The sequence below is a fragment of the Frigoribacterium sp. PhB118 genome (genome assembly GCF_003751725.1).
Lineage (GTDB): Bacteria > Actinomycetota > Actinomycetes > Actinomycetales > Microbacteriaceae > Frigoribacterium.
This window is the reverse complement of sequence record NZ_RKID01000002.1, coordinates 109,631-136,264: the sequence shown is the minus strand read 5'-3', so window position 1 is coordinate 136,264 and position 26,634 is coordinate 109,631. Positions and strand designations below refer to the sequence as shown.

Sequence of the window (26,634 nt, the reverse complement as noted above, 5' to 3'; positions counted from 1 at the left end):
GAGGGACTAGCTATCCCGTGGTTTCATTCCTATGCACCGACTTCACGGGCGGTGCGGGACGCGACCGGGTCGCGCCCCCTCCGGCAACAGCATCACGGGCAGGCAGCACAGGGCTGCCGAGATCGGACACACCATGACACTCCTCACGCCGTCGCGTCGCCGCATCGACGCGGACCAGAGCCCCTTCTCCGAGGTCCGCGAGACCGAACGCCAGGCGACCCTCTTCGTCATCGCCACGGCGGCCGTCGGCGCCAGCGCGAGCCTCGTCGCCGCCCTCTTCCTCAGCAACGGGCTCTTCCTGTGAACGACGACCTGGTCTACGTCGAACTGGCCCCCACCGAGCCCCTCGACCTGTCGATGCTCTTCGCGGCCGAAGCGGCCTGACCCCTCGAGGCGGGTTGACCCGACGAGGCGGCCCGAGCCGTCCAGGCGGCCCGCCTCGGCCGGCCGGCCACCGCGGGACGTGACGTCCATGCGGTTCCGAGCCGGCGCCTCCTACCCTTGACGCCATGCAGACCCTCGACCCGGCGCGCGCCGATCCGGCCTCACGGCTCGACAGTCGGTACGGCCGGCGGCCGGGCCGGACTCGTCGATCGCGGCTGATCGCCCTCGTCGCGGGTGCCGTCGTGGCCGTCGTGGTGGCGGCCTGGGTCGTGCTCGTCGCGTTCGACGGCGACTCGGCCGAGCTCGAGGTGAGCCACTACGGCTTCACCGTCGCGGGCGACGACGCCGTCCAGGTGCAGTACACGATCAACGTCGCGGGCGGCACGGACGTCGGCTGTGCGGTGCAGGCGCTGAACGAGAACCGCGCGGTGGTCGGGTGGAAGGTCGTCGACCTCCCCGCGGTCGACACGTTCACGCAGACCTACACGACCTCGCTCGTGACCAGCGAACGCGCGGTGACCGGTTCGGCCTACCGCTGCTGGGTGCTCTGACCGGCACCTCCACGAACGACGCGACCCGCGCCTCCTGCAGGAGGCGCGGGTCGCGTTCGTCGGGCGGCGTCACCGCCCGGCCGGGTCAGGAGGCCTGCGGCACCCGGTTCGCCTTCGCCAGGTTGGCGACGAGCTCGTCCTTCGTCTGACGGACGACGTAGGCCGGGCGGTCGCGCTCCACGCGCCAGCTCTCGGACAACGGGCTGACGTCGACGGTGTCGAAGCCGAGCTCGTCGTAGAGGTCGGTCATCAGGGCGACGGCCTCGGGGGAGTCGCTCGACGTGGCCAGCGCGCGGCGGTCGGGGGTGCCGGCCGGGGCGGTGTCGGTCGTGATGTCGTCGGCCGGGATGTGGTTGAAGCCCTTGACGACCGTGCTGGTGGGCAGGTGGCGCTGCAGCATCTCGGCGGTCGTGTCGGTGCCCTCGTCGAGCGCGGTGATGTGGCCGTCGCGCTCGAAGTAGTAGTTGTTCGTGTCGATCACGGTCTTGCCCGCGAGCGGCTCGACGGGCACCTGGTCGACGTTCTTGAGGGGGACGGTGACGACGACGACGTCGCCCGCTTCGCCGGCCTCGGTCGCCGTGGCGGCCCGGGCCTTGGGGCCGAGGTCGGCCACGAGGTCGGCCAGGGTCTCGGGGCCGCGCGAGTTGCTGATCACGACGTCGTGGCCGTGGGCGATGACCGCCCGGGCGACCTGGCTGCCGATGTTGCCTGCTCCGATGATTCCGTAGGTTGTCATGAGCAACTCAACCGGCGGCCCGCTCGATGCCTTCCCGACGACGCCCTTCTCCCAGGGCATCGCAAGGTCCGCAGGGCTCGTCCCGTGGCGACGGGTCGTGCTCGTGACCCCGTCGTGATGCGATCGTCACCCGCGCCATCGTCACCTCGGGGTCCCGCATGCGACAGGATGGACCCCACACCAGTCACGAGGGGGAGGCGATGGCCGCGCCACAGCAGGACGACGCGCTCGATCGCGTCCTCGCCGAGCGCTACCGCCTGCAGTCCGTCGTGGGCCGGGGTGGCATGGCGACCGTCTACAAGGCCGTCGACGAGAGCCTCAACCGCACCGTCGCGATCAAGGTCTTCCACAGTGCGATGGTCGACCCGGCCCGACAAGAAGCCGAGCTCGGCGTGCTGTCGAGCCTCGAGCACCACGGCCTCGTCGGTCTCTTCGACGCCGGTGTCGAGCAGGGGCCGAACGGTCCGCAACGCTTCCTCGTGATGCCGCTGATCGCCGGCCTCAACCTCGAAGACCGTCTGCGGCACGGCGCGCTCGCCCCGCGGCACATCGCCGAGATCGGCTACGACATGGCCGAGGCGCTCGACTACATCCACGGCCACGCGGTGGTGCACCGCGACATCAAGCCGTCGAACATCCTGCTCGTCGACTACGGCGACCACGAGGCGGCCCGCGCCCGGGCCAAGCTCGCCGACTTCGGCATCGCCCTCACCGAGGACGTCGAACGGCTCACCGCCGAGGGCGTCACCACCGGCACCGCGGCGTACCTCAGCCCCGAGCAGGCCGTGGGCGGCCAGGTCGGCCCCCCGAGCGACGTCTACAGCCTCGGCCTCGTGCTGCTGCAGTGCTTCACGCGTCGACGCGAGTTCCCGGGGTCGCTCGTCGAGTCGGCCGTGGCCCGGCTGTCGCGCGACCCGGTGCTGCCCGACCCGCTGCCCGAGCACTGGCGTCACGCCTTGCGGGCGATGACCCGCCGGGACCCCGCCGAGCGGCCGACGCGGGCCGAGCTCGTCGCGATGATGCGCGACGTGGTCATCACCGAGACGACCGAGCACCGCGACGCCGTGGGCGACCTGTCGACCGGCGACGGCTCGATGCGCGGGGGCGACACCGAGCCCTTCGACCACAGCGAGGTGCTCGACACCCTGCCCAACGAGGCGCTCGACCGCGTCACCGCCATGGCGGCCCGCCTGTTCTCGGCGCCCATCGCCCTGGCGACCGTGATCGACGACGACCGCACGTGGTTCACGACCCACTACGACCCCGCCGTGGGCGACATCGCCCGGCACATCGACCTCTCGCTCGGGGCCGTCCACTCGTCCGAGCCGCTCGTCATCGAGGACGCCGCCACCGACCGTCGCGTGGCGTCGAGCCCGCTGGTCACCGGTCCGCTCGGCATGCGGTTCTACGTCAGCGTGCCCCTCACCCGGCGCGACGGCCACACGATCGGCACCCTCTCGGTGATCGGTCGCGAGCCGGGCACGGCCAGTGACGAGCAGGTCGCCAACCTCGCCGACCTCGCGGCGCTCGTCGTCGCCCAGCTCGAGCTGCGACAAGAGAGCCTGCGCATCGCCGGCACGACCACCGGCAGCGTCCCGCACGCCGAGCGCGTCGACCTCGACTCCCGCACCCGGAGCCCGTCCGACCGCTGACGTGCGGCAGACTTGCCCGGTGACCGTCGAGCTCGTGCCCTCCGCCGCGAGCCGGCCCACCGTGAGGCAGTCCTCCGCGACCGGGGCCGCCACGGCGACCGGGGCCGCCCCCGTGCCCGCCCGCGTCGCCGCCTTCCCCCGCCTGCGCTACATGGGCTCGAAGTACGCGCTGCTGCCCGTGCTGCACGACGTCTTCTCGAGCGTCGCGCCCGTGTCGAGCCGCGAACCCGGAGGCCGAGGAGGCGCGGTGCGGCCCTCGACCGCGATCGACGCCTTCAGCGGGTCCGGCGTCGTCTCGTACCTGATGAAGGCGGAAGGTCGCCAGGTCGTGAGCAACGACTTCCTGGCGTTCCCCGCGGTCATCGCCCGCGCCTCCGTCGTCAACGGGTCGACGACGCTGTCCGACGAGCTCGTCGACGAGATCTGCGGCCCGCCCGCGGACGACCGCGACGTCGTCCGCCGCACCTTCGACGGCGTGTTCTTCTCGGCCGACGACCGGGCGTTCCTCGACTCGGCCTGGTCGCACGTCGACCGGCTCGTCGGTGCCGAGCGCGACCTGGCGATCGCGGGCCTCGTGCTGGCCGCGGCGCGCAAGCAGCCCCGGGGTGTCTTCACCTTCACCGGGGCGCGCTACGACGACGGACGCCGCGACCTGCGGCTGACCATGGCCGAGCAGTTCCGGGCGGCCGTCCGGGCCTACGGCACCACCGTGTTCGACGACGGGCTCGCGCACGAGGCCGTCGAGGGCGACGTCGCCGACCTCGGGCGACCACCCGCCGACCTGGTGTACCTCGATCCGCCCTACGCGCCTCCTCGGGACGACGCGGACTACATGAAGCGGTACCACTTCCTGCAGGGGCTGGCCGTGTACTGGCGGGGGCAGACGATCATGACCGAGACCAAGACGAAGAAGATCGCCAAGCTGTTCACGCCGTTCGCCTACCCGCGCACGGTCGACGACGCCCTCGTGCGCACCTTCGAGCAGTTCGCCGACGCCGGGGCGCTCGTGCTGTCGTACTCGTCGAACGCCGTGCCGAGCCGCGAGCGCATCGAGCAGCTGATGCGCACGGTCAAGCCGCACGTCGAGGTGCGCGTGGTCGACCACACCTACAGCTTCGGCACGCACCGCGCGGCGACCCGCACCGCGGCCACCGAGTACGTCTTCGTCGGGAGGGACCGACCGTGACGATCCCCACCTTCGACGAGTACGTCGCCTCGCTCGGCCGCATGACCCCGCACGTCGACCCGACCGCTCCGTCGACCGCGGCGACCGACCTCGGCCGGGCCGCCGCGAGCCTCGGCGACCTGCCCGTCGTCGACCGCGACCACCTCGCCGAGTGGGCCCGGCAGCACCCGGCGTGGGTGCCCGCCCTCGGCCTGGCCGTCGGGCTGTCGCAGGAGAAGCTGCGCAACTCGCTGCGGCACGCCTTCGACACCCCCAGCTGGCTGACGCTCGCGCGGGGACGGGCCGACGAACTGGTCGCCCACCTCGACGACGAGTTCGAGCTCGTCCGCCTCGTCGCGTCCCAGCGGCACCGCACGTACGACTTCGGCGACCTGCTCTCGGCCCGGGCCGGCACCCGGGCGTCGGCGATCCGCGCCGGGGTGTCGGGTCGGCGGCTCGAGGACGAGATCGAGGCCATCGCCCGTGACCTCGGACTCGCCTGCGGCACGCGGACGCGGTTCACCGGCCGGGCGAACCGCACGGCGCCGTGCGACCTGGTGATCCCCTCGGCGCAGGAGCCCGCCATCGTGGTCGCGGCGAAGGGGTTCGACTCGACCGGTTCGAAGCTGACCGACGCCGTCCGCGAGATCGAGGAGATGGCCGACGTGCGGCTGCCCCGACAGACCGTCATGGCCGTGATCGACGGCATCGGCTGGAAGAGCCGTCAGGCCGACCTCAAGCGCATCCACCAGCTCTGGGTCGACCAGCAGATCGACGGGCTCTACACGCTGTCGACGCTCGACCGCTTCCGGGTCGACCTGGCCGACGCCGCACGCCTGCGCCGCCTCATCCCCTAGGCCCGCGGCCCGCAGCCGAGGCGGGTCAGGCGGGTCAGGCGGCGGCGTGGGGCGCGTCGCGCGTGCCGACCCCGTGGCGGTCGAACGCCCGGCCGAGGTCGAGCAGCGTGTCGGCGAGGGCACCGTGTCGCGACGCCGGCACGACCTCGGCGAACGCGGCGGCGTAGGCGCTCGCGATGGCCGTCGTGACCTCGACGCCGCGCGGCGTGCGGCTGACGATGACGCTGCGGCGGTCGTCCGGGTTGCGGCGCCGGTCGAGGTGCCCGGCGTCGACGAGGCGGTCGACGAGGTTGGTCATCGCACCCGACGAGAGGTCGAGGTGCTCGGCCGCCCGCTTCGGGGTGACCAGGTCGCCGGTGGCCCACACGTAGAAGAGGAACCGGATGTCGGTGTCGCCCAGCCCGAAGAGGTCGCCCTGGTGGTCGAGCACCCGCGAGTGGTTCAGCATCAACAGGCGGAACGAGTCGAGCAGGCGGCCGAGGTCGCCGGGGGCGAGGCCGGGGTCGGGCGTGAGGCCAGGGCCGGGGCCGGGGGTGAGGCCGGGGTCGGCCCGGGGTGGGGAGATGAGCAAGGGGGTCCTCCGTGACGCGTGTGGGCGTGCCGTCCATGGCACCGGCTCAGTCAACAAGAATCTCGACGATCGTGACACCCCCACCACTGGGGACATGGTTCGCCTTGCGTGCCTCTCGGAGTCCAAGTAATTTGATTGTCGTACCACTTGAGAACAACGACCACTCGAAACCGGAACGGTTCGGGAGGTGAGCTTCTCACCGGCGAAGCCCCTGAATCACCTCGCCGGGGTGGCCCCCGACATCCCCCCTTCCCCCCTCTCGCCCTGGAGCACACCATGTCCCGTCCCACGCCCCGCATCGCCCGCATCGCCGCCTGGATCGCCATCCCCGCCGCCCTCGTCGCCTCGGGCATCGTCGTCTCGACGGCGTCGTACTCGGCCTTCTCGTCGACCACGGTCAACCCCACCAGCAACTGGACCGCCGGCACCGTCGCCCTGACCGACGACGACAGCAACACCGCGCTCTTCACCGCCACGAACCTCAAGCCCGGCCAGACCGGCAGCAACTGCATCGCCGTCACCAGCACGGGCTCGCTCGCCTCGGCCGTCAAGCTCTACGGGACGGGCGCCGCCACGACCAACAACCTCGCGTCGAACATCACGCTGAGCGTCGTGCAGGGCACCGGCGGCGGCTTCGGCTCGTGCACCGGCTTCACCCCGCTCTCGGCGGGCTCGAGCCTCTACAACGGCACGCTGGCCGCCTTCGGCACCAGCTACACCAACTACTCCAACGGCGTCGGCACCTGGGCCCCCACCGGCACCGCGTCCGAGACCCGCACCTACCAGGTGACCTACACCGTCTCGAACACCGCCCCCAACACGACCCAGGGCGGCACCGCGAGCCTCGGCCTCACCTGGGAGGCCCAGAACAGCTGAGGCCCGTCCCGCGGCTGACCCCCGCGTCACGGCGACACCGCACCAGCACCGCGCACCACCGCACCAGGCGGCCCGACACCGCATCATCCGCACCACCCCCCCCGAGTAGAGGCACCCATGAGCACGATCGACCTGAAACTGCGGCCCACCACCGCGGCCGCGGCCTCGATCACCGTGCCCCTGGGTGCCTCTCGTCCGTGGCTCGACTGGACGCGCCTGGCCCTCGGCACCGCGTCACGCGTCGTGCTCTACTCGCTGCTCGGCCTGATGGTCTACGCGGCCGCCCCCGCCGCCCTCGGCTGGAGCCCCACGACCGTGATGACCGGCTCGATGGAGCCCCGCATCCACCCCGGCGACGTCGTCGTCGCGAAGCCCGTGGCGGCGTCCGACGTGCACCGCGGTCAGGTCCTCCTCTTCGACGACCCCGACCAGGCCGGGCACCTGCGGCTGCACCGCTACCACGACAACGGCCAGGCCGGGCAGATCGTCACCAAGGGCGACGCCAACCCGAGCGTCGACTCGACGCCGATCGACCGCAGCGCCGTCATCGGCGTCGGGTTCCTGCGCGTGCCGTACGTCGGAACGCCCTTCGTCTGGGCCGCGGCCCACCAGTACGGCCACCTGCTGGTCACCGGCGGACTGCTGATCCTCGTCGTCCTGCTCAGCCGCAACGACCGGTACCTGCTGCGTGACGAGCGTCCCGCGTCGCCTCGGGTGACCGCCCCCGCCGGCCGCCGCGTCCAGCGTCGTCGCGAGCGGCGCCTCCGTCGCCTGAGGACCGCAGGAGGCGCGATCGGCCTGGCAGCGATCGGTGGCGGTCTCGCACTCACCCTCGTCGTGTCCGGTGGCGCGCACGCCGCGTTCGCCGCCCCGACCGCCAACCCGACCTCGAGCTTCGGTGCCGGGAACTACGACTGCCTGCAGGACACCTACAACTCGCAGACCTCGTACGGTTTCCCGTACAACGAGACGTCCGGCACGACCACCACCGACGGCAGCTCGTTCGCCCGAGTGGGCACCCTGAGCGGCGGGGCGACGTTCGTCGCCGGCTCGTGCGCCACCAACCAGAGCCCCTACCTGCAGCTCGACGGCACGGGTCAGGTCACGACCGCGGTCAACCTCACCGGCCAGGCCGCCTTCACGATCGAGACCTGGTTCCGCACGACCAGCACGGCCGGGGGCACCCTGGCCGCCTTCACGACGGCACAGACCGGCACGAACACGACCGCCGACCGCGCGCTGTACCTGACCACGGCGGGCAAGATCGTCCTCGGCGTGCGCCCCACCACGACCACGACCAAGGCGACGACGACGCCCGCCTCGTACAACGACGGCGCCTGGCACCACGTGGTCGCCACCCTCTCGGGCACGAGCACGGTGGTCTACGTCGACGGCGTCGCCGTCGTCACCGACAGCACGAACAAGACCGTGCAGACGGCCACCGGTTACTGGCGGGTCGGCTACGCCCCGCTCAGCGGGCTGCCGTCGGCTCCGACCAACGGCTACTTCGTCGGCTCGGTCGACGGCACGACGATCTACAACAACTCGGCCCAGAGCGCCTCGGCCGTGCAGGCCCGGTACGCGGCCGGCCACTGAGCGACCGCAGCGGGTCTGCTCAGCCGGCCAGCGCCTCCTCGATCACCGCGACGACCTCGGGGGCGTCGGGCTCGGTCGTGGGACGGAAGCGGTGCACGGCGCCGCCGGGCGTGATCACGAACTTCTCGAAGTTCCACTTGACGCGGCCGGCCTTGCCGTCGGCATCGGTGGCCTTCTTCAGCTCGGTGTAGAGCGGGTGCTCACCCCGGCCGTTCACCTTGACCTTCTCCATCATCGGGAAGGTCACGCCCCAGGTCGCCGAGCAGTACTCCTCGATGGCCTCGCCGCTCGAGAGCTCCTGGAAGAACTGGTTGCTGGGGAAGCCCAGCACCGTGAAGCCCTGCTCGCCGTACTGCTTCTGCAGCGCCTCGAGCTTCTCGTACTGTGGCGCGAGGCCACAGCGGGAGGCCACGTTCACGACCATCACGACCTTGTCGGCGTAGGCGCCGAACGTGGTGGACTCGCCGCGGATCGTGGTCAGGGTGATGTCGTCGAGCGTCATGGGTCCGACCGTAGGCCCGCCCGCTGCGAGCCGGCCCTCAGGCACGTCGCCGAGCGACTGTCAACCCCCCTGGGATCGACTGGTGCGGGGTTTGGAGCGCGTGCAACAATTCGCTGAGATGGCTGCCCGCGACGACAAGATGCGCTTCGACGCGCGGGGGCGCGATCTCGACGAGGCGGTCGACATCCTGCAGGCCGGGTACAACGGCCGGGGTTTCCGCGTCGCTCCCACCGAGGCCCCTTTCTCGTTCCGCCACACCATCGTCGGCGACGGGGCGATGACCCTGCGGTCGACGATGTTCATGGGTCGCGTCGACGGGCAGGCGGCCGCGGGTGACGAGCACGTCGTCCACTGGCTGCTCGACGGGCGTTCCACGATCGACAACGGTCGCGACGAGGTGGCCGGAGCCGTCGGGCGACCGATCCTCTTCCCCGAGGGGCGGGACTTCGAGTTCACCACCGAGGACGTCAACCAGAGCCTGCTCCACCTCTCCAAGTCGGTCGTCGACGAGGTCGCGGCCGAGCAGCACGGCATCATGCCCGGCACGCTCCGCTTCGACCACGCCGCCCCCGTCTCGTCCGCCGCGATGCAGGCCTGGCACGCCACGGTCCGTCTGATCGGACGCGCCTACCTGGGCTCGGGCGAGCCCAGCGACCTGATGCGCACCGAGATGGCCCGGATGGCCGCGGTGGCCCTGCTCGACACCTTCGCCCACACCTCGAGCCAGATGCCCGCGGCGTTGCTGGCACCGCGCAACGCGAGCCTCCGCCTCGCCGTCGAATACATGCACGCCAGCGCCCACCTGCCGATCTCGGCCGTGGACATCGCCCGGGAGGCCGGGCTCACCCCGCGCGGGCTGCAACAGGCGTTCAGTCGTCACCTCGACACCACGCCCACGGCCTACCTGCGCGAGATCCGCCTCGAGCGCGTGCACGACGCGCTGCGGGCGGCCGCCCCGGACGCCACGACCGTCGCCGACGTCGCCCGACACTGGGCCTTCGCCCACCTCGGCCGGTTCTCGGCCGCGTACCAGCAGCGGTTCGGCGAGTACCCCCGCGAGACGCTGCACCGCGGCTGAGGTCGGGGGTGCCCGGAGCGTGCGGCCGCCTCGCCGCCGAGCGCGCCTCCCGGCTCGAGCCGGCGGTCAGCGACCGGGTGCGGCGAAGACGCGCAGGGCGCCCGGGACGACCTCGACCGTGACGGGCAGCGGCCCGACGCGCTCGCCGTCCGCGTAGGCGGCGACCCCGTCGGCCTCGATCACGCACCGACGCACGCGCTGCACGGTCACGTTCGGGTGGCTCAGGTGGGTGCCGCGGAACACGCTCGGGAACAGCCGGACGAACTGCCAGCGCGTCAGCCGCTCCACCACGAGCACGTCGAGCAGCCCGTCGTCGAGCACGGCGTCGGGCGTGACCTTCATGCCGCCGCCGAGCGACTGGCCGTTGCCGACCGAGATCAGGGTGCCCTCGACCGTCGAGGCGACCCCGTCGAGCTCGAGGCGGTACGAGATGCGCGGCAGGCGCACCAGCTCGATGGCGAGCGCGACGTCGTAGCGGCGGCGCCCCTTCGGCCAGCTCAGCCGGTTGGCCCGCTCGTTCACGACGGCGTCGAAACCGGCCGAGACCATGCAGGCGAACCAGGTGGCCCGGCCGTCGGCCTGCAGCACGCGTCCGGCGTCGATCGTGGTCGGCTCGCCCTCGAGCAGTCGGACCAGGAGGCGCGTGGCCGCCTCGGCGTCGTCGTGGGGCAGCCCGAACGCCCGGGCCGTGTCGTTGCCGGTGCCGGTCGGCACCAGTCCCAGCGGCACGTCGGTGCCCGCGACGAGGTTGGCCCCGAGGTTCACCATGCCGTCGCCGCCGACGACGATCAGGGCGTCGGGACGCTCGCCGTGGTCGGGGTCGAGCTCGCGACGGGCGGCGGCCACGAGGTCGTCGTAGCTGGACTCGGTGAGCGGCACGACCGTGTGGCCGGCACCGCGGAGCCCGGCGAGCACCCCGTCGGCGAGGTGCTTCCGGCCGCCGGCGGAGGCGCCGGGGTTGATCGCCACGACCAGGCGGAGGGGCGTCGGGGTCATGGCGTCGATCTTGCCAGCCCCGCGCCCCGCGCGGGGGGGGGGGGGGGGCGCGGGGGGGGGGGGGGGGGGGGGGGGGGGGGGGGGGGCGCGCCCCCCCCCCCCCCCCCCCCCCCCCCCCCCCCCCCCCCCCCCCCCCCCGCGCCCCGCGGGCCGCGTGACACCCCTGTTCCGGCGCGACACCCCGCGTTCCCGGGGTGTCACGCCGGCCCGGGGGTGTGACGCCGAGGCGGGTGCGTCGCACGGCGGGCATACTGGACGCTGACCCACGGACGAGAGGCATCTTCACCATGAGCAGCACCCACGGCACCACGACGACCGCGACCCCGGCCCCCTACGAGCCGACCATCCGCGAGTCGCCCAACCGCGGGGCCGGCCTGTTCGTCGGCACGGTGTTCCTCCTGCTCGGCGCCATCGGGTTCCTCGTCGAGGACATGGGCACGTTCTTCTCCACGCAGGGCGCGTCGCTCTGGTTCGTCTGGAACCTCAACCCCGCGCTGGTCGTCGTCTGGGTGCTGGCCGGTGCCGCGCTGATCATCGCCGGCGCGTCGTCGCGAGCGAGCGCGCGGTACATCAACACCTGGATCGGCCTGATCTTCGTGGTCTTCGGCGTCGCCGGCTTCTTCCTCGAGGGCACCGACGTCAACTTCCTGGCCTTCAACCTCGGCGACAACGTCACGCACCTCGTCGGCGGCCTGCTGCTGCTCGCGACCGCCGTGGGGGCCGAGCGCCGCCGCCGCTGACCCCTGCCGCAGGGCGCCGCACCTCTCGACGGGCTGCGATCCGGCTGCACGTCCGCCGGGATCGGCCCCGGGGGCTACCGGCGCCGCGCCTCCCTGGCTAGGGTTAGGGTCACCTAACCCAGGTGACCCAGGAGGTGCGCACCATGACCGTCGTCATCCCCTTCTCCGAGGCGGTGCGGGAGCGCACGGCCGAGCGGGTCCCCGCCGACGTCGGCTGCTCGTTCATGACCGACCTGCTGATCGGCCGGGGCACGCGGGACGACTACGTGCAGCTGCTCGCTCAGCACTACTTCGTCTACGCCGCCCTCGAGGACGCCGCCGCGGGGTGGTCCGGCGACGCGGTGGTGGCTCCGTTCCTCGCGCCGGGGCTGACCCGGTTGCCGGCCATCGAGGCCGACCTGGCGTTCCTGCTCGGTGCCGACTGGCGGGCCCGGATCTCACCGCTGCCGACCACGCGGGCGTACGTCGATCGGATCGAGCAGGCGTCGGCCTGGGCCGGTGGCTTCATCGCGCACCACTACACGCGCTGCCTCGGTGACCTGTCGGGCGGGCACCTGATCCGCAGCATCCTGCAGCGTCGGTTCGGATTCGACACGAACGGCGTCGGGTTCTTCCTGTTCGCCGAGATCGCCGAGCCGAAGTCGTTCAAGACGACCTACCGCCGCCAGCTCGACGCCGTCGCCTGGTCGGCCGACGAGCGCGAGCACGTGCTCGACGAGGTGTGCGCCGCGTACCGCTTCAGCACCGAACTGTTCGCCGACCTCGCCGCCGCGAAGGCCGCGGCCTAGCCGATCGCCGACGGGGTGGGTCCCGGGCCACCGCGTGGTCGGATCGGGTCGTCAGCCCGTGGCGGCCGTCGTCGCGTCGTCGCCCACGCCGGCGTCGGCTGCGGCCTCGATGGCCGGCACGCGTGACGCCTCGCTCATGAAGCGGCGCACGTCGAGGTCGACGATGATGTCGGCCGGTCGCAGCGGGCGCGACAGGTACAGCCCCTCGAGCGAGGTGATGCGGCTGAGGGCGACGTAGGTCTGCCCCGCGCTGAACACCCGTGAGCCGAGGTCGACGATGGCCCGGTCGTAGGTCTTGCCCTGGGACTTGTGGATCGTGACGGCCCAGGCGAGGCGCAGCGGGAACTGCGTGAACTCGGCCACGACGTCCTTCTTGAGCTGCTTGGTGGTCGCCGAGTACGAGTACTTGTGCTTCTCCCACACGACGGGCTGCACCTCGTGGACCTCGCCGTCGACCTCGACGAAGACCGTGTCGCGCACCCGGGTGACGACGCCCGTCGTGCCGTTCACCCAGCGTTGCTCGGAGTCGTTGCGGAGGAACATCACCCGGGCCCCGACCTTGAGCTCGAGGGCCTCGTCGGCCGGGTAGGCCCGGCCGCCGAACTCGCCGCTGACCTCGGCCTTGGCGGTCATCACCTTGCCCGACAGGCGATCGAGCTCGACCTTGTTGATGCGGTTGACGGTGTCGTTGCGCGTGGCCAGGGTGATGGCCCCGCCGTCGGTCGGAACGGGTCGTGCCCCGGCGCCGTTGAGGGCCCCGGCGATCTCGGCCGTGACCCGACCGTGCCGCACGGCGTTGAGCATCTCTTTGAAGTCGCCCTCGGTCTGGCGGTGGATGAAGGCCAGCTCGTAGATGCGCAGGCTCGCCTCGGCCCAGACCTTGGCGTCGAAGAACCACATCGAGCGGTAGTTGTCGCGGAAGTACTCGCGCTCTTCGGCGTCGCCCGGCACCGGCGGCAGCTGGTACGGGTCGCCGAACAGCACGACCTGGACGCCGCCGAACGGCTCGTGCTTGCGCTGCCGGGCCTGCCGCAGCGAGCGGTCGATGGCGTCCATCAGGTCGGCGTTGACCATCGAGACCTCGTCGATGACGAGGGTGTCGATGGTGTTCAGCAGCTTGCGCAGCTCGGCGTTCTGCTCGATGTCGTGGTCGGCGATGAGCCCCACCGAGAGGCGGAACAGCGAGTGGATCGTCTGGCCGCCGACGTTGAGGGCGGCGACGCCCGTGGGGGCGCAGATGACGATCTGCTTCGAGGTGTTCCACGACAGGTGGTTCAGCAGGGTCGACTTGCCCGTGCCGGCCCGACCCGTGACGAAGATGTGCTCGCGGGTGTTCTCGATCGCGTCGTACAGCGCCTGCTGTTCGGCGGAGAGGGCCACGCTCACGACGACGAGCACCTTTCGGGAGGGGGCGGGGGAGGCCACCAATCTACCCGTGACGGGCGTGACGCTCGGTTCTTCGTGACCCGCGCCTCCTATTGTTGTCGTCATGTCGTCGTCTGTGGGGGAGGAGACGCGCCCACCGCTCGGCTGGCCCTTCGTCGCGATCTGGGGCGGAGCGCTGCTCTTCGTGCTGATCGGTTTCTGGGTCACCGTCGTGGCCCTGAACGCCACCGTCTACAGCGGCGCCGGTTTCGTCCGCGGCTACGTGGCGGCGGTCGACCGCGGCGACACGTCGAGCGCGTTGACCCTCGCCGGCGTCACGCCGACCGACCAGCTGGCCGACGCCCTGCTCGAGGTGCCCTCGCTCGGCGGCGTCGACGACGTGACCGAGGTGGGCGACGTCGACCTCGGCGACGACACGCACGCGATCACGCTCTCGTACTCGATGCAGGGCACGTCGGCCACGGCCGAGGCGCCCGCGCAGTCGCAGTTCGTCGTCCAGCGGGCCGGCACCCGGTTCGGGCTGTTCCACGCCTGGCGCTTCGTGCAGGCACCCACCGCGCAGCTCGACGTGACGCCCCAGCACGACTCCCGCTTCACGGTGGACGGCCGCGACGTCACGACCGACGCCCCCGACGTCGCGACCCGGTTCACGGTGCTCGCCCCCTCGCGGTTCGAGCTCGACCATGCGTCGCGCTACCTCGAGGCGCCGACCGTCGAGGCCGACGTGCTCAGCGTGGGGGCGACGTCGGGGGTGTCGATCGAGGTGCAGCCCCGGGACGCGTTCGTCGAGGCCGTGCAGGACATGGTCGACCAGCAGCTCGACGAGCAGTGCGTCCCGCAGCAGGTGCTGCTGCCGGCCGGGTGCCCCTTCGGCCGCCAGGTCGACGACCGGGTCACCGACGACCCGACGTGGACCGTGCCCGTCCACCCCGTCGTCTCGATCGTGCCCGGCCCGTCGGGTCAGTGGCAGGTGCCCGGAGTGGCCGGCACCGCGCACCTCGTCGTCGGGGCCCAGTCGCTCTTCGACGGGAAGCGCTACACGATCGACGAGGACGTCCCGTTCACCGTCACGTACCTGATGCGCATCAGCACGTCCGACGAGCTGACGTTCGACTAGGCCCGCCCGTGGCCGCCCGGTAGCCACCCGGGGTCGACCGGACGCGGGGAGCGCGGGTCGGCCCGTCGAGGACGGTCCCGCTCAGGCGGTGGCTGCCCCGGCCCGCTCGAGGTCGCGCAGGTCGTCGACGCCGCCGAAGGTCGCTCGGTAGGCCCGCGGGGTGGTGCCGAGGACGCGGGCGAAGTGGTGTCGCAGGACGGCTGCCGAACCGAAGCCGACCTCGTCGGCGATCGCGTCGATGCCGAGCCCCGTCGCCTCGAGCAGCTCCTGCGACCGCAGGAGGCGCTGGCGGGTGAGCCACGCCCCCGGCGTCGCCCCCAGCTCGGCCTTGAACCGTCGGGCGAAGGTGCGCGGCGACATGTGCGCCCTCGCGGCCAACCCCTCGATGCTCAGGTCGTCGCGGAGGTGTCCGAGCATCCAGTCGGTCAGGGGCGCGAGCGAGTCGTCGACCTCGACCGGGAGGGGCGTCTTGATGAACTGGCTCTGACCGCCGTCGCGGTGCGGCGGCACGACCATCCGGCGGGCGATCACGTTCGCCGCGGCGGCGCCGTGCTCGCGGCGGACGAGGTGCAGGCAGGCGTCGATGCCGGCGGCCGTGCCCGCGCTCGTGATGATCCGGCGGTCCTCGACGAAGAGCACGTCGGCGTCGACCTCGATCGCGGGGTGTTCGCGCTGCAGGGCGTCGGAGTACCGCCAGTGCGTCGTCGCCCGGCGGCCGTCGAGCAGCCCGGCCTCGGCCAGGACGAACGCCCCGCTGCAGACGCTGAGCAACCACGCCCCCCGGGCCTCGGCCGCGACGAGCAGCTCGCGCACCGCCGGGGAGACGAGCTCGGCCTGGTCGGGACGGGTCCACAGGGCCGGCACGCACACGACGTCGGCGTCGGACGCGGCGCCCAGGTCGAGGTCGACCGTGATCGAGAAGCCCTGGTTCGTGCGGACGAGCCCCGGGTGCTCGGTCACGATGCGGTGCTCGAACGGAGGCGCGCCCTCGTCGGTCCGGTCGAGGCCGAACACCTCGCAGAGCACGCCGAACTCGAACGGCGCGACGCCGTCGGCGACGATCGTGGCGACGGTGCGGAACGGGGGCATCGGGGCTCCTGGGGTGGGTCGAGCCGCACGCCGCCACGAAGTGGTCACAGCGCCATCTTTTCTCGTGGCGTGGTGATCACATCGTGGCGGGCTGGCGGGCTGGCGGGCTGGCGGGCTGGCGGGTGGCCGGCTGGCGGTGTCGCGGGAGGCCGGGGTGGCGGAATGTCGACGGGTGGTGGCAACACTGCCACTCGTGGCAGGACCTGTCCACCCGTAGGGTTCCTGCCATGCCCACCGAGCCCCGCCCGACGCCCGAGCCCCGCCCGACGCCCGAGCCGCGATCGACCGCCGCCGTCCTCGACGAGCTGCTCGCACCTCCTTCGCTCGTCGCCGCCCGGGCCCTCGGGGCCGCCGCCGCCGTGTCGAGCGTGGCCCTGCTCGCGCACAGCCGTCGCTCGGCGGCGCTCGCCGTCGACCTCGGGCGACGCGAGGGGCTGGCCTTCGACCACGAGCTGCTGTTCGTCGCGGCGGCCCTGCACGACGTCGGGCTGGCGTCGCCGTTCGACAGCCACACCGAGCCGTTCGAGAGAGCGGGGGGCGAGGTCGCCCGGGTGTTCGCCGCGGGGGCGGGCTGGTCGGCCGCACGCGCACAGCGGCTGGCGGACGTCATCGTGCGGCACATGTGGCCCGCGGTCTCGGCCGACCTCGACGTCGAGGGTCACCTGCTCGAGCGGGCGACGAGCCTCGACGTGTCGGGGGTGGGCGGTGAGGACTGGCCGGCCGAGCTGGTCGCCGCCCTGGTCGAGCGGCTGCCCCGCGACGGGTTCGGTGCCGAGTTCGGCGGGCTGATGTCGACGCAGGCGCACCGGAAGCCCGGCTCCGAGGCCGCCCGCACGATCCGGGGCGGCATGCGCGACCGGATCGCCGCGAACCCGCTCGACCGCCTCTGACCCCGGTGTCGACACGCCCGGGCCCCTCCCACGATCGCGCTCCATCGGTTAGAATGATGCGAACGTATGAATCAGGAGAGCATCCGCATGGCACACCCCCTCGAGTTCGGCCTCGACACCTTCGGCGACATCACCGACCGCCTCGGTGGCAGCCCCGTCACGCACGCCCAGGCCATCCGCAACCTGGTCGACCAGGCCGTCCTGGCCGACGAGGTCGGTCTCGACTTCATCGGCGTCGGCGAGCACCACCGCAAGGACTTCGCCGTCTCGGCCCCCGAGGTCGTGCTCGCCGCGATCGCCGCCCGCACGAAGACCATCCGCCTGGGCTCGGCCGTCACCGTCCTCAGCTCGGACGATCCCGTGCGCGTGTTCCAGCGCTTCGCCACGGTCGACGCGATCTCGAACGGCCGTGCCGAGGTCATCCTGGGCCGCGGCTCGTTCACCGAGTCGTTCCCGCTCTTCGGCCTCGACCTGCAGGACTACGAGGTGCTCTTCGAGGAGAAGATCCAACTCTTCGCCGAGCTGCTGAAGGAGGGCCCGACGACCTGGTCGGGCACCGTCCGCGCCGGCCTCGACGCGCAAGAGGTCTACCCCAAGACCGAAGGCGGCTCGATCCGCACCTGGGTCGGCGTCGGCGGATCGCCGCAGTCGGTCATCCGGGCCGCACACTACGGTTTCCCGCTCTTCCTCGCGATCATCGGAGGCCAGCCGGCGCAGTTCGCGCCGTACGCCGACCTCTACCGACGCGCCCTCGGCGAGTTCGGCCACGACTCCCAGCCGATCGCGATGCACTCGCCCGGTTTCGTGGCCGAGACCGATGCCGAAGCCAAGGAGGCGCTGTTCCCCTACCAAGAGGAGCAGACGAACCAGCTCGGTCGCGAACGCGGCTGGCCCCCCTACAGCCGCGCGCAGTACGAGGCCAGCGCCAGCTCGACCGGCGCGCTCTACGTGGGCTCGCCCGAGACCGTCGCCACGAAGATCGCGCAGAACATGCGCCTGCTCGGCGCGACGCGTTTCGACATGCGGTACAGCATGGGCCGCCTGCCGCACGAGCTCATGATGCGCAGCATCGAGCTGTACGGCACGAAGGTCGTCCCGCTGGTGCGCGAGATGCTCGCCTGACGCGACCCGCGCCTCCTCGGGGCTCGTGCCCGACGACCCCGACCAGCGCACCGCGTTTCGTGCACCGCACCCCGACTAGTCGCGGTGCCCTGCACGAAACACGGTGCGTTGCTGTTTCACGGCTCGCGGCCCGCGGCTCACGGCTCGCGTCAGCGGGTGCGCTCGCGCTGGTGGGACAGCGCCTCGAGCTGTTCGTTGTACGCCCGGAGCTCGGCGTCGTCGTCGCGCTCGGCCTGGCGGTCCTTGCGGACGGCTTCTCGGCCGTCGCTGCGGCTCCACATGATGGCGACGGCGATGGCCATGACGATCGTGGGGATCTCGCCGACGCTCCAGGCGATGCCGCCGGCCACGTACTGGTCCTGCATCGGCGTCGGGCCCCAGGTGCGCCCCATGGCGCCGTACCAGTCGGCGAGGAAGAGCCCGGTAGCACTCATGATGCCCAGGCCGAAGAACGCGTGGAACGCCATGGTCCCGAGCAGCACGACGAGTCGGGCGGGGTAGGGCAGTCGACCCTTGACGGGGTCGATGCCGATCATCGACTGCACGAAGAGGTAGCCGGTGATCAGGAAGTGCACGATCATCCAGTAGTGGCCGATGTGCGTGGTCGTCGCCCAGCTGAACAACGGCGTGTAGTAGAAAGCCCACAGCGAGCCCGCGAACAGCACCGCCGAGATGATCGGGTTGCTGACGAAGGTCGCGAACCGGGAGTGCACCAGGATCATGATCCACTCGCGGCCGCCGCGGGTGCCGTCGCTGCGCTTCTTGATGGTGCGCAACGCGAGCGTCACGGGCGCGCCCGGCACGAGCAGCACGGGCACGAGCATTCCCAGTGCCATGTGCGCGAGCATGTGGGTGCTGAAGAGGTACTCCTCGTACACGTTCGGGGCGCCGCACGTGATGTAGAACAACACGACCAGGCCCGCCACCCACGACACGGTGCGGCCGACCGGCCAGCGGTCGCCGCGGCGGTGCAGGCGCACGACGCCGGCCAGGTAGAAGAAGACGCCGAAGGCGCAGAGCAGCCCCCAGAGCAGGTCGACGTTCCATTCGGTGAGGTAGCGCAGTGGAGTCAACTCGGGTGGCAGCGCCTCTTCGGTGAGGATGACCGCGGGGGTCGGGTCGGCCAGGTCGGCTGCGGCGACCTGCTCGACCGGGGTGGCCGTCCGGGCGAGTGCGGCGGCGACGCCGGAGGCGAGCCCCATGAACGCGAGCTCGGCGGTGACGAACCACCAGAAGGCCTTCGTCGTCGCCTTGGGGTGGGTCGTGAGGCGGCCGACGAGCCAGCGCCGTTGCACGACGCCGAACAACCCCAGCGCGACGAGGGCGAACGTCTTGACGAGCACGAGCACGCCGTAGCCCGACGTCAGGGCCGACCAGTCGCCGATGCGGATGGCGGCGCTGCCGATGCCCGACACCGCGACGACCACGAAGCAGACGATCGCCACGCTCGAGTAGCGCGCGAGCACGATCGCCAGCCGCCCGCTCGAGAGGTGCCCGCGCAGCAGCACGATGGCGAGCAGGCCGCCCAGCCAGACCGACGCCCCGACCAGGTGCAGGGCGAGGTCGGTGACGGCGGCGTCGTGGCCACTCGTGCCGGCCGCGTGGCCCTGCTCGGCGATGGGGATGAGCCCACCGGCGGCGAGCACCGTGACGGCGACGATCAACCAGATGTTGCGGACGATGAAGCAGAGCACCGTGACGGTCGCCGCGATCAGCGTCGTGATCAGCCAGGCGATGCCGAGCTCGGTGTTCGTCAGGAAGAACGCGAGCGTCCGCCCGAACTGGTCGTCGAAGGTGACCGGCACGTTGGCGACGCTGAGGAAGGTGAAGAAGGTGGTGATCGCCGAGGCGACGGCCCAGAACCCTGCCGCGGCGGCGGCGACGTCCATGGCGCGGTCGTACTCCGCTTCGCGTCGGGTGAGTGCGAAGCAGGTCAGGAAGAGCGTGCCGATGGTGAGGGCCGCGCCGACGTTGCCCAGCATCTTGGCCATGGGCAGCCCGTAGCGTACGACCTCGCCGGGGTCGACGACGAGGGGCGCGTCGGCCGCCCCGCCGAACTTCAGAGCGGCGAGGAGGGACGCGAACGCCACCAGCACGAGCAGTGCGGGCGCCGTGGTGCGGGCGAGTCTGGGCATCGTCTACCAGGGTAAGTCGGATCGCCTGGTGAACGGGTGCGGGTGGGGGGCGTCGCTCGACGTCGAGTGATCCGTCCGGGCGACCGGCGCACGGACGACCGAGCCTGTCGGCGGGGCGGGACGAGACGAGGGGGAACGAGAGAAGGGGCGTGACGACCGATGGTCGTCACGCCCCTTCTCGGGTGCTCGTGAGAGCGAGGACTACTTGACCGCAGCCTTGAGCTTGCTGCCGGCGCTGACCTTGACGCTGTCGCTGGCGGCGATCTCGAGGGCCTCACCCGTCTGCGGGTTGCGGCCGGTACGAGCGGCGCGGTGCGTCTTCTCGAAAGCGATCCACCCGGGGATGGTGACCTTCGTGCCGTCGGCGACCGACTTCGAGACGACGGAGAAGAACGCGTCGACGACGCCGCTGACGGCGGCCTGGCTCTGGCCGGACTCGGATGCGACAGCTGCGACGAGCTCGGTACGGTTCAGTGACTTGTCAGCCATGTAAATGTCCTCCTCGGACTTCATTCGGTGTGACGAGACACGGCGTTCACCATGCCTGTGCGGTCGAGACCAGAGAGCCGAGGGCCCTGTGGAACCGGTTGAAACCTACCAGGAAGACTTCGTGATGCCCGGCAACTCGCCACGGTGGGCCATGTCGCGGAAACGCACGCGGCTGATGCCGTAGGCCTTGAGGTGACCGCGGGGGCGGCCGTCGACCGAGTCGCGGTTGCGGAGGCGGACCGGCGACGCGTTGCGCGGCAGCTTCTGCAGACCGAGGCGAGCCGCCTCGCGGCTCTCGTCGGAACCGTTCGGGTCGATCAGGGCCTTCTTCAGCTCGAGACGCTTCTCGGCGTAGCGGGCCACGATCTCGGCGCGCTGGTTGTTCTTGGCGATCATGCTCTTCTTGGCCATTTTTAGCGCTCCTCGCGGAATTCGACGTGCTTGCGAATCACCGGGTCGTACTTCTTCAGCACGAGACGGTCGGGGTTGTTACGACGGTTCTTCTTGGTCACGTACGTGAAACCGGTGCCCGCCGTCGAGCGGAGCTTGATGATGGGACGGACGTCCTGCTGACGAGCCATTAGATCTTCTCCCCACGAGCGAGCAGGTCCTTGACGACCGACTCGATGCCACGAGCGTCGATGACCTTGATGCCCTTGGCGCTGAGCTGAAGGGTCACGTTACGACGAAGCGACGGCACGTAGTACGTCTTCTTCTGGATGTTCGGGTCGAAACGACGCTTGGTGCGTCGGTGCGAGTGCGAGATGTTGTGTCCGAAGCCGGGAACGGCTCCGGTCACCTGGCAGGTTGCTGCCATGGTTTTCCTCCGTAGATACCGTGAGGGCAGGAGCCCTCACCCAAGGTCACTTGTCGGCGCGCCGGTCCCCCTGCCCGATCGAAGGATCGGGCGGTGTAGCCGGGAGGCGGTGCACATGGGCGCAGAGAGCGTCCAACCAAAGGGAGAGCTTACGCGACACGCCCGGACCCACGCAACCCGCGCCTCCCCGACTGGGGGTCGGGGCTCGGGGCTCGGCGCTCGGAACCCGGGGCTGCGGCCACGCGATCGCCTCGGCGCGCGCCGACGGGACGAGGAGGCGCGGCTCAGCGGATCGAGGAGGCGCGGCTCAGCGGATCGCGGAGGCGTCGGCTGCCGCGCGGGCCTCGGCCGTGCACGCGGGGCACAGGCCGAACACGTCGACCACGTGCTGCGCCTCGGTGAACCCGTGCGTCGCGGCGACGTGCTGGGCCCAGGTCTCGACCTCGTCGGCCTCGATCTCGACGGTGGTGCCGCAGTTGCGGCAGATCAGGTGGTGGTGGTGCGTGCCCGGGGTGCAGGCGCGGTAGAGGCTTTCGCCTTCTTGCTGCAGCGAGTCGGCCGAGCCGTCGGCGGCGAGGTCGGCGAGTGCCCGGTAGACCGTGGCCAGGCCGATGCCGGTCTCGCGCAGGTGGGCGTGCAGCGCCTGCGCGCTGACGAACCCCTCGCTCGTGCCGAGTGCTTCTCGCACGGCCTCGCGTTGCCACGTGTTGCGTCGGACCACCACGGCGTCCTGCCTCTCTGTGTGTCGGACCTCTGTGCGTCGGACCTCGGTGCGTCGGGTCCCGGTGCACCGGGACCAGGTGTGTCGGACCCCGGTCTGCCTCAGACGCCGGTCGGTGCCAAGGGTACCCGCGGGCCCCTGCGCGGCTTCACGGCGGCGGCCGTGCGACGCCAGCCGACCAGGCGGCAGACGAGCCAGATCGTGAACGAGATCGTGGTGACGTAGGGGCTGATCGGCAGGCCGCCGCCCAGGGCGAGCAGGATGCCGCCGACGACCGAGACGACGGCGAAGGTCACGCTCAGCACGGGCACGAGTCGCGGGTTCACGGTCAGCCTCAGCGCGGCCGCGGCGGGTGTGACGAGCAGCGAGAGGACGAGCAGCGCCCCGATGATCTGGACCGACACCGCGACCGACAGACCCAGCACGAGCATGAAGACGATGCCGAGCGTGCGCACGGGGACGCCGGCCGCCGCGGCGACGTCGGGGTCGACGCTGGCGAAGGTCAGCGGACGCCAGATGACGATCAGCGTGACGATCACCACGGCCGAGATGGCGACGAGCCAGCCCAGCTGCGGATTGTCGACCGACACGATCTGGCCGGTCAGCAGCCCGAACTTGTTGGCCGACCGCCCTCGGTAGAGCGCCAGGAAGAGGATGCCGAGGCCCAGGCCGAACGGCATGAGCACCGCGATGATCGAGTTGCGCTCCCGCGCCCGGGTGCCCAGCAGCCCGATCAGCAGGGCGGCGATCAGGCTGCCGACGAGCGAGCCGCTGACGACGTTCACGCCGAGCAGCAGGGCGGCGGCGGCACCGGCGAACGAGAGCTCACTGATGCCGTGCACCGCGAAGGGCATGTTGCGCGTGATCACGAAGGGCCCGATCAGGCCGCCAACCAGGCCGAGCACGGCGCCCGCGACGACGCTGTTGCGCACCAGCACGAGCAGCTCGCCGAAGTCCTGGAAGCTGAACAGCTGCGACCACAGGTCGGTCATCGGACGAGTCCTTCGTCGTCGAGGTGTTCGTCGACGTGGTGGTCGTGCCCGTCGTGGCTGCCGACGATCACGATGCGCCCCATGGTGCGGATCACGTCGACCGGAGTGCCGTAGAGGTCGCTCAGCACGTCGGCGCGCAGCACCTCGTCGGGTGTTCCGATGCGGAACCGGCCTCCGGCGAGGTAGAGCACCCGGTCGACGACGTCGAGGATGGGGTTGACGTCGTGCGTGACGAACACGACCGCGGCGTTGCGGGCCCGCCGCTGCTCGTCGATCAGGCGGGTGACCTCGCGCTGGTGCCGCAGGTCGAGCGAGATGAGGGGCTCGTCGCAGAGCAGCAGGGCCGGTTCGGCGGCCAGCGCCTGGCCGACCCGGGTGCGCTGCTGCTCGCCGCCGCTGAGGCTCGCGACCGGAGAGGTCGCGAACGAGGTGGCGCCGACCTCGTCGACCAGGGCGTCGATGCGGGCTCGTTCGGTGGGGGTCTCGCGGCGCGGCCCCCAGCGGTGGCCCGTGACGCCGAGCGCGATCATGTCGCGGGCACGCAGCGGGGTGCCGGACTCCATCAGTCGTTGCTGCGGCACGTAGCCGATGCGGCGGTGGCCGCGCCCGACCGGCCGGCCGAGGAACTCGATGCTGCCCTCGGTCAGGTGCTGCTGCCCGAGGATCGTGCGCAGCATCGTCGTCTTGCCCGCACCGTTCGGCCCGAGCACCGCGATGAACTCGCCCGGCCGCACGTCGAGGTCGAGACCCGACCAGAGCGTGCGGGCGCCGAACGAGACCCCGGCGTCGCGGAGGCGCAGCACGGCGTCGCCGCCGCCACCGGCCGAGGAGGCGCGGGTGGCGGCGGCGACGGAGGTCGCGCCGGACGGGTCGGTCACTCGCCGAGGGCCGCCGAGATCGCGTCGATGTTGCTCTGTTGCCATGCCACGTAGTCTTCCCCCTCGGGCAGCAGCTCGGTGACCGGCACGATGGCGACGCCGGCGTCGGTCGCGGCCTTCTCGACCTGCTCGGTCTCGGGACTCGAGGTCTGCTCGTTGTAGGCGAGCAGGTCGACCTTCCCGTCGGTGAAGAGCTTCAGGGTGTCGTTGAGCACGGCGGGCGACACGTCGTCGCCCTCCTCGATCGCCTCGGAGAAGGGCTCGGGCGTCACGTTGACCAGGCCCATCGCGTCGAAGAGGTAGCCGGGCACGGGCTCGGTGTAGGCGACCGGGTCGCCGTCGTGGGCCGTCTTGATCGAGGCGGCCTGCGCCTCCAGGTCGGCGATCTTCGTGCCGAAGGCCTCGGCGTTCGCGGTGAAGGTGTCGGCGTTCGCCGTGTCGACCCGGCCGAACTCGTCGGCCAGGGCCGTGGCGAGCTTCGCCATGCTCGGCAGGCTGTAGAACACGTGCTCGTTGAACGCGGCGTGGTCGTGGTCGTCGTGCTCGTCGGCGTCGGCGTCGGCGTCTGCGGTGGCGTCGTCGCTCGCGGCGTCGGTGGCCTCGTCGGCGTGGTCGTCGTGCCCGGCCTCGGGGTCGAGGCCCGAGACGTCGACGGCGTTGATCACCGTGGCGTCGGTTCCGCTCGCGTCGACCATCGTGTCGACGAACGAGTCGTAGCCGCCGCCGTTCTCGACGACCACGTCGGCCTTCGAGACGGCCAGCTGCGTGCGGGCGTCGGCCTCGTACGAGTGCGGGTCCTGCGAGGGGTCGCTGATGATGCTGGTGACGTCGACCAGGTCGCCTCCGACGGTCGTGGCGATGTCGCCGTAGACGTTGGTCGACGTGACCACCGAGATCGCGCCTCCGTCGGTGGAGTCGGTCGAGCCCGAGGCGCCCGTGGCGCAACCGCTCAGCACGAGGGCCGCGGCGGCGGGCAGGACGAGCAGGGTCGGCAGCGAGCGCATCTTCATGGCCGTCACGCTATTGCTACTGATAATGATTGTCAAAACGAGGAGGCGCGGGTCGGCCGAGCGCGCCTCCCGCGTCCCGAGACAGCGCGACACCCCCTGCTCGGCACGACACCCCCTGTTCCGAGGGTGTGATGCCGGACAGGGGGTGTCGCAGCGCGCCTAGGCCTTCGTGGCGGCCTCGACGGACTCGGCGCCGGCGGCGTCGTCGTCCTCGCGGCCGGGCGTCTTGAGGTTCCACTTCTTGATAACGAAGCTGAACAGGACGTAGTAGACGACCGCGTAGCCGAGCCCGATCGGGATGAGCCAGATCGAGTTCTGCGAGATGTTGAAGTTCAGCACGTAGTCGATCAACCCCGCCGAGAAGGTGAACCCGGTGTGGATGTCGAGTGCGTTGACCAGCATCATCGACGTGCCGGTCAGCACCGCGTGGATCACGTACAGCGGCCAGGCGACGAACATGAACGAGAACTCGAGCGGCTCGGTGATGCCCGTGATGAACGCCGTCAGCGCGGTCGACAGCATGATGCCGCCGATCAGCTTCTTCTTCTCGGGGCGGGCGTGACGCCAGATCGCCAGGGCCGCGGCGGGCAGGGCGAACATGAAGATCGGGAAGAACCCGGTCATGAACACCCCGGCGCTCGGGTCGCCGGCGAAGAAGCGGTTCAGGTCGCCCCGGACGATCTCGCCGCTGGCGTTGGTGTAGTCGCCGACCAGGAACCAGACGACCGAGTTGAGGATGTGGTGCAGGCCGGTGGGGATCAGCAGGCGGTTGGCGACGCCGTAGATGCCGCTGCCGACCACGTCGTTCGACGCGACCGCCTGGCCGATGCCGGTGAGGGCGTTGTTGAACAGGGGGTAGATGAACGACATGACGACGCCGACGACCAGGCCCGTGACGGCGGTGAGGATCGGCACCATGCGACGGCCCGAGAAGAACCCGAGGAAGTCGGGCAGCTTCGTGCGGTAGAAGCGCTGCCAGATCATCGCCGAGAGGATGCCCATCACGATGCCGGCCAGCACGCCGTAGTTGATGACCTCGGGGTCGCCCGTCGGGGTCTCACGGCCCGCGAGCACGACCGGCGACATGGCCTTGAAGACGCCGTCGATCACCATGTAGCCGACGACCGCGGCGAGGGCCGTCGAACCGTCCGACTTCTTCGCCCAGCCGATCGCGATGCCGACCGCGAAGATCAGCGGCAGCCAGGTGAAGACCGCCTGCCCGGCGGCGCCGATCACCGAGGCGCCCGTCTCGAAGCCGGGGATCGCGCCGAGCAGGTCGGCCTGCCCGAGTCGCAGCAGGATGCCCGCCGCCGGGAGCACCGCGATCGGCAGCATGAGGCTGCGCCCGAGGCGCTGCAGCACCGCGAAGGCGGCCGAGCCCCTCTTCTTGGTCGGGGCCGACTCGGTCGTCGTCGTCATCAGGTGGTCCTCTCGTCGGTGAGCAGCCGGGGTGCGGGGTGGGTCGGGTGTCGTGCGGGTGGGGCGGTTCCGGAGGC

29 protein-coding genes are annotated in these 26,634 nt (G+C 71.3%); 13 read left to right on the top strand and 16 right to left on the bottom strand.

Annotation, left to right across the window (positions count from 1 at the left end):
• The first annotated feature begins 133 nt into the window (after positions 1 to 133).
• Both EDF21_RS16700 and EDF21_RS07625 read left to right on the top strand, forming a co-directional pair.
• Positions 134 to 304 (top strand): hypothetical protein, encoded by a 171-nt coding sequence (locus EDF21_RS16700; RefSeq protein WP_157485568.1) that lies wholly within the window; start codon positions 134 to 136, stop codon positions 302 to 304.
• Positions 305 to 509: 205 nt separating this feature from the next.
• A complete protein-coding gene (locus EDF21_RS07625) occupies positions 510 to 935 on the top strand; it encodes a DUF4307 domain-containing protein (RefSeq protein WP_056049814.1) in 426 nt (141 codons plus the stop codon).
• 85 nt (positions 936 to 1,020) lie between these two features.
• Here EDF21_RS07625 and EDF21_RS07620 read toward each other — a convergent pair whose 3' ends face one another.
• The gene (locus EDF21_RS07620; RefSeq protein ID WP_056049913.1) at positions 1,021 to 1,671 is read right to left on the bottom strand and encodes an NADPH-dependent F420 reductase; all 651 of its coding nucleotides are present in this window, start codon (positions 1,669 to 1,671) and stop codon (positions 1,021 to 1,023) included.
• A gap of 200 nt (positions 1,672 to 1,871) precedes the next feature.
• Here EDF21_RS07620 and EDF21_RS07615 point away from each other — a divergent pair, with 200 nt between their 5' ends.
• Genes EDF21_RS07615 through EDF21_RS07605 form a run of 3 tightly spaced genes read left to right on the top strand, consistent with a single transcriptional unit; the run spans position 1,872 to position 5,345 of the window.
• On the top strand, positions 1,872 to 3,323 hold the full coding sequence (locus tag EDF21_RS07615; RefSeq protein ID WP_082460653.1) for a GAF domain-containing serine/threonine-protein kinase: 1,452 nt from the start codon (positions 1,872 to 1,874) through the stop codon (positions 3,321 to 3,323).
• 19 nt (positions 3,324 to 3,342) lie between these two features.
• Positions 3,343 to 4,509: a DNA adenine methylase gene (locus EDF21_RS07610; protein WP_233568419.1), complete on the top strand. Its 1,167-nt coding sequence runs from the start codon at positions 3,343 to 3,345 to the stop codon at positions 4,507 to 4,509.
• The gene (locus tag EDF21_RS07605; protein ID WP_233568418.1) at positions 4,506 to 5,345 is read left to right on the top strand and encodes a hypothetical protein; all 840 of its coding nucleotides are present in this window, start codon (positions 4,506 to 4,508) and stop codon (positions 5,343 to 5,345) included. The genes EDF21_RS07610 and EDF21_RS07605 overlap by 4 nt, the downstream gene beginning before the upstream one ends.
• A 34-nt stretch (positions 5,346 to 5,379) precedes the next feature.
• On the opposite strand, the gene EDF21_RS07600 is transcribed toward EDF21_RS07605, so the two are convergent.
• Complete coding sequence (locus tag EDF21_RS07600) at positions 5,380 to 5,916, bottom strand: MarR family winged helix-turn-helix transcriptional regulator (protein WP_158612878.1); 537 nt, start codon at positions 5,914 to 5,916, stop codon at positions 5,380 to 5,382.
• Positions 5,917 to 6,192: 276 nt separating this feature from the next.
• Here EDF21_RS07600 and EDF21_RS07595 point away from each other — a divergent pair, with 276 nt between their 5' ends.
• Complete coding sequence (locus tag EDF21_RS07595) at positions 6,193 to 6,792, top strand: hypothetical protein (protein WP_056049806.1); 600 nt, start codon at positions 6,193 to 6,195, stop codon at positions 6,790 to 6,792.
• 117 nt (positions 6,793 to 6,909) lie between these two features.
• Positions 6,910 to 8,388, top strand: coding sequence for a signal peptidase I (locus EDF21_RS07590; RefSeq protein WP_123570928.1), 1,479 nt, complete (start codon positions 6,910 to 6,912; stop codon positions 8,386 to 8,388).
• 19 nt (positions 8,389 to 8,407) lie between these two features.
• Here the strand turns inward: EDF21_RS07590 and EDF21_RS07585 are convergent, their stop codons facing one another.
• Complete coding sequence (locus EDF21_RS07585; RefSeq protein ID WP_056049801.1) at positions 8,408 to 8,890, bottom strand: glutathione peroxidase; 483 nt, start codon at positions 8,888 to 8,890, stop codon at positions 8,408 to 8,410.
• Positions 8,891 to 9,008: 118 nt separating this feature from the next.
• Here EDF21_RS07585 and EDF21_RS07580 point away from each other — a divergent pair, with 118 nt between their 5' ends.
• The gene (locus tag EDF21_RS07580; protein WP_056049799.1) at positions 9,009 to 9,968 is read left to right on the top strand and encodes a helix-turn-helix domain-containing protein; all 960 of its coding nucleotides are present in this window, start codon (positions 9,009 to 9,011) and stop codon (positions 9,966 to 9,968) included.
• Positions 9,969 to 10,034: 66 nt separating this feature from the next.
• Here EDF21_RS07580 and EDF21_RS07575 read toward each other — a convergent pair whose 3' ends face one another.
• Positions 10,035 to 10,964 (bottom strand): diacylglycerol kinase family protein, encoded by a 930-nt coding sequence (locus tag EDF21_RS07575; RefSeq protein WP_123570926.1) that lies wholly within the window; start codon positions 10,962 to 10,964, stop codon positions 10,035 to 10,037.
• Between the two features lie 287 nt (positions 10,965 to 11,251).
• Here EDF21_RS07575 and EDF21_RS07565 point away from each other — a divergent pair, with 287 nt between their 5' ends.
• The gene (locus EDF21_RS07565; protein WP_056049797.1) at positions 11,252 to 11,704 is read left to right on the top strand and encodes a DUF4383 domain-containing protein; all 453 of its coding nucleotides are present in this window, start codon (positions 11,252 to 11,254) and stop codon (positions 11,702 to 11,704) included.
• Between the two features lie 143 nt (positions 11,705 to 11,847).
• Complete coding sequence (locus EDF21_RS07560; protein ID WP_123570925.1) at positions 11,848 to 12,492, top strand: heme oxygenase (biliverdin-producing); 645 nt, start codon at positions 11,848 to 11,850, stop codon at positions 12,490 to 12,492.
• 51 nt (positions 12,493 to 12,543) lie between these two features.
• Here the strand turns inward: EDF21_RS07560 and EDF21_RS07555 are convergent, their stop codons facing one another.
• The gene (locus EDF21_RS07555) at positions 12,544 to 13,878 is read right to left on the bottom strand and encodes an ATP-dependent RecD-like DNA helicase (protein WP_233568441.1); all 1,335 of its coding nucleotides are present in this window, start codon (positions 13,876 to 13,878) and stop codon (positions 12,544 to 12,546) included.
• Positions 13,879 to 13,981: 103 nt separating this feature from the next.
• Between EDF21_RS07555 and EDF21_RS07550 the strand changes: the two genes are divergently transcribed.
• Complete coding sequence (locus EDF21_RS07550) at positions 13,982 to 14,995, top strand: hypothetical protein (RefSeq protein ID WP_148053657.1); 1,014 nt, start codon at positions 13,982 to 13,984, stop codon at positions 14,993 to 14,995.
• An 81-nt stretch (positions 14,996 to 15,076) separates the two neighbouring features.
• Here EDF21_RS07550 and EDF21_RS07545 read toward each other — a convergent pair whose 3' ends face one another.
• Complete coding sequence (locus tag EDF21_RS07545; RefSeq protein ID WP_123570923.1) at positions 15,077 to 16,084, bottom strand: GlxA family transcriptional regulator; 1,008 nt, start codon at positions 16,082 to 16,084, stop codon at positions 15,077 to 15,079.
• A gap of 227 nt (positions 16,085 to 16,311) precedes the next feature.
• Between EDF21_RS07545 and EDF21_RS07540 the strand changes: the two genes are divergently transcribed.
• Both EDF21_RS07540 and EDF21_RS07535 read left to right on the top strand, forming a co-directional pair.
• Positions 16,312 to 16,974 (top strand): HD domain-containing protein, encoded by a 663-nt coding sequence (locus EDF21_RS07540; RefSeq protein ID WP_123570922.1) that lies wholly within the window; start codon positions 16,312 to 16,314, stop codon positions 16,972 to 16,974.
• Between the two features lie 87 nt (positions 16,975 to 17,061).
• Positions 17,062 to 18,096, top strand: coding sequence for an LLM class flavin-dependent oxidoreductase (locus tag EDF21_RS07535; protein WP_123571168.1), 1,035 nt, complete (start codon positions 17,062 to 17,064; stop codon positions 18,094 to 18,096).
• Between the two features lie 149 nt (positions 18,097 to 18,245).
• Here the strand turns inward: EDF21_RS07535 and EDF21_RS07530 are convergent, their stop codons facing one another.
• From EDF21_RS07530 to EDF21_RS07485, 10 genes are all read right to left on the bottom strand, one after another.
• Positions 18,246 to 20,231 (bottom strand): cytochrome c oxidase assembly protein, encoded by a 1,986-nt coding sequence (locus EDF21_RS07530; RefSeq protein WP_123570921.1) that lies wholly within the window; start codon positions 20,229 to 20,231, stop codon positions 18,246 to 18,248.
• Positions 20,232 to 20,432: 201 nt separating this feature from the next.
• Positions 20,433 to 20,720 (bottom strand): HU family DNA-binding protein, encoded by a 288-nt coding sequence (locus tag EDF21_RS07525; RefSeq protein ID WP_043595940.1) that lies wholly within the window; start codon positions 20,718 to 20,720, stop codon positions 20,433 to 20,435.
• A 105-nt stretch (positions 20,721 to 20,825) separates the two neighbouring features.
• The gene (rpsN, locus tag EDF21_RS07520; RefSeq protein ID WP_043595941.1) at positions 20,826 to 21,131 is read right to left on the bottom strand and encodes a 30S ribosomal protein S14; all 306 of its coding nucleotides are present in this window, start codon (positions 21,129 to 21,131) and stop codon (positions 20,826 to 20,828) included.
• Between the two features lie 2 nt (positions 21,132 to 21,133).
• Positions 21,134 to 21,301: a 50S ribosomal protein L33 gene (gene rpmG / locus EDF21_RS07515; protein WP_043595944.1), complete on the bottom strand. Its 168-nt coding sequence runs from the start codon at positions 21,299 to 21,301 to the stop codon at positions 21,134 to 21,136.
• Positions 21,301 to 21,537, bottom strand: coding sequence for a 50S ribosomal protein L28 (gene rpmB, locus EDF21_RS07510; protein ID WP_043595945.1), 237 nt, complete (start codon positions 21,535 to 21,537; stop codon positions 21,301 to 21,303). The genes rpmG and rpmB overlap by 1 nt, the downstream gene beginning before the upstream one ends.
• 307 nt (positions 21,538 to 21,844) lie before the next feature.
• Positions 21,845 to 22,258: a Fur family transcriptional regulator gene (locus tag EDF21_RS07505; protein ID WP_054145907.1), complete on the bottom strand. Its 414-nt coding sequence runs from the start codon at positions 22,256 to 22,258 to the stop codon at positions 21,845 to 21,847.
• 101 nt (positions 22,259 to 22,359) lie between these two features.
• Positions 22,360 to 23,250 carry a metal ABC transporter permease gene (locus tag EDF21_RS07500; protein ID WP_056049779.1) on the bottom strand — a complete coding sequence of 297 codons (891 nt, stop codon included), beginning with the start codon at positions 23,248 to 23,250 and terminating at the stop codon, positions 22,360 to 22,362.
• Positions 23,247 to 24,128 carry a metal ABC transporter ATP-binding protein gene (locus EDF21_RS07495; protein ID WP_369794407.1) on the bottom strand — a complete coding sequence of 294 codons (882 nt, stop codon included), beginning with the start codon at positions 24,126 to 24,128 and terminating at the stop codon, positions 23,247 to 23,249. Before EDF21_RS07495 ends, EDF21_RS07500 begins: the two co-directional genes overlap by 4 nt.
• The gene (locus tag EDF21_RS07490; RefSeq protein ID WP_123571167.1) at positions 24,125 to 25,138 is read right to left on the bottom strand and encodes a metal ABC transporter solute-binding protein, Zn/Mn family; all 1,014 of its coding nucleotides are present in this window, start codon (positions 25,136 to 25,138) and stop codon (positions 24,125 to 24,127) included. The genes EDF21_RS07495 and EDF21_RS07490 overlap by 4 nt, the downstream gene beginning before the upstream one ends.
• A gap of 159 nt (positions 25,139 to 25,297) precedes the next feature.
• Positions 25,298 to 26,557: a PTS transporter subunit EIIC gene (locus EDF21_RS07485; protein WP_056049777.1), complete on the bottom strand. Its 1,260-nt coding sequence runs from the start codon at positions 26,555 to 26,557 to the stop codon at positions 25,298 to 25,300.
• Positions 26,558 to 26,634 lie beyond the last annotated feature (77 nt).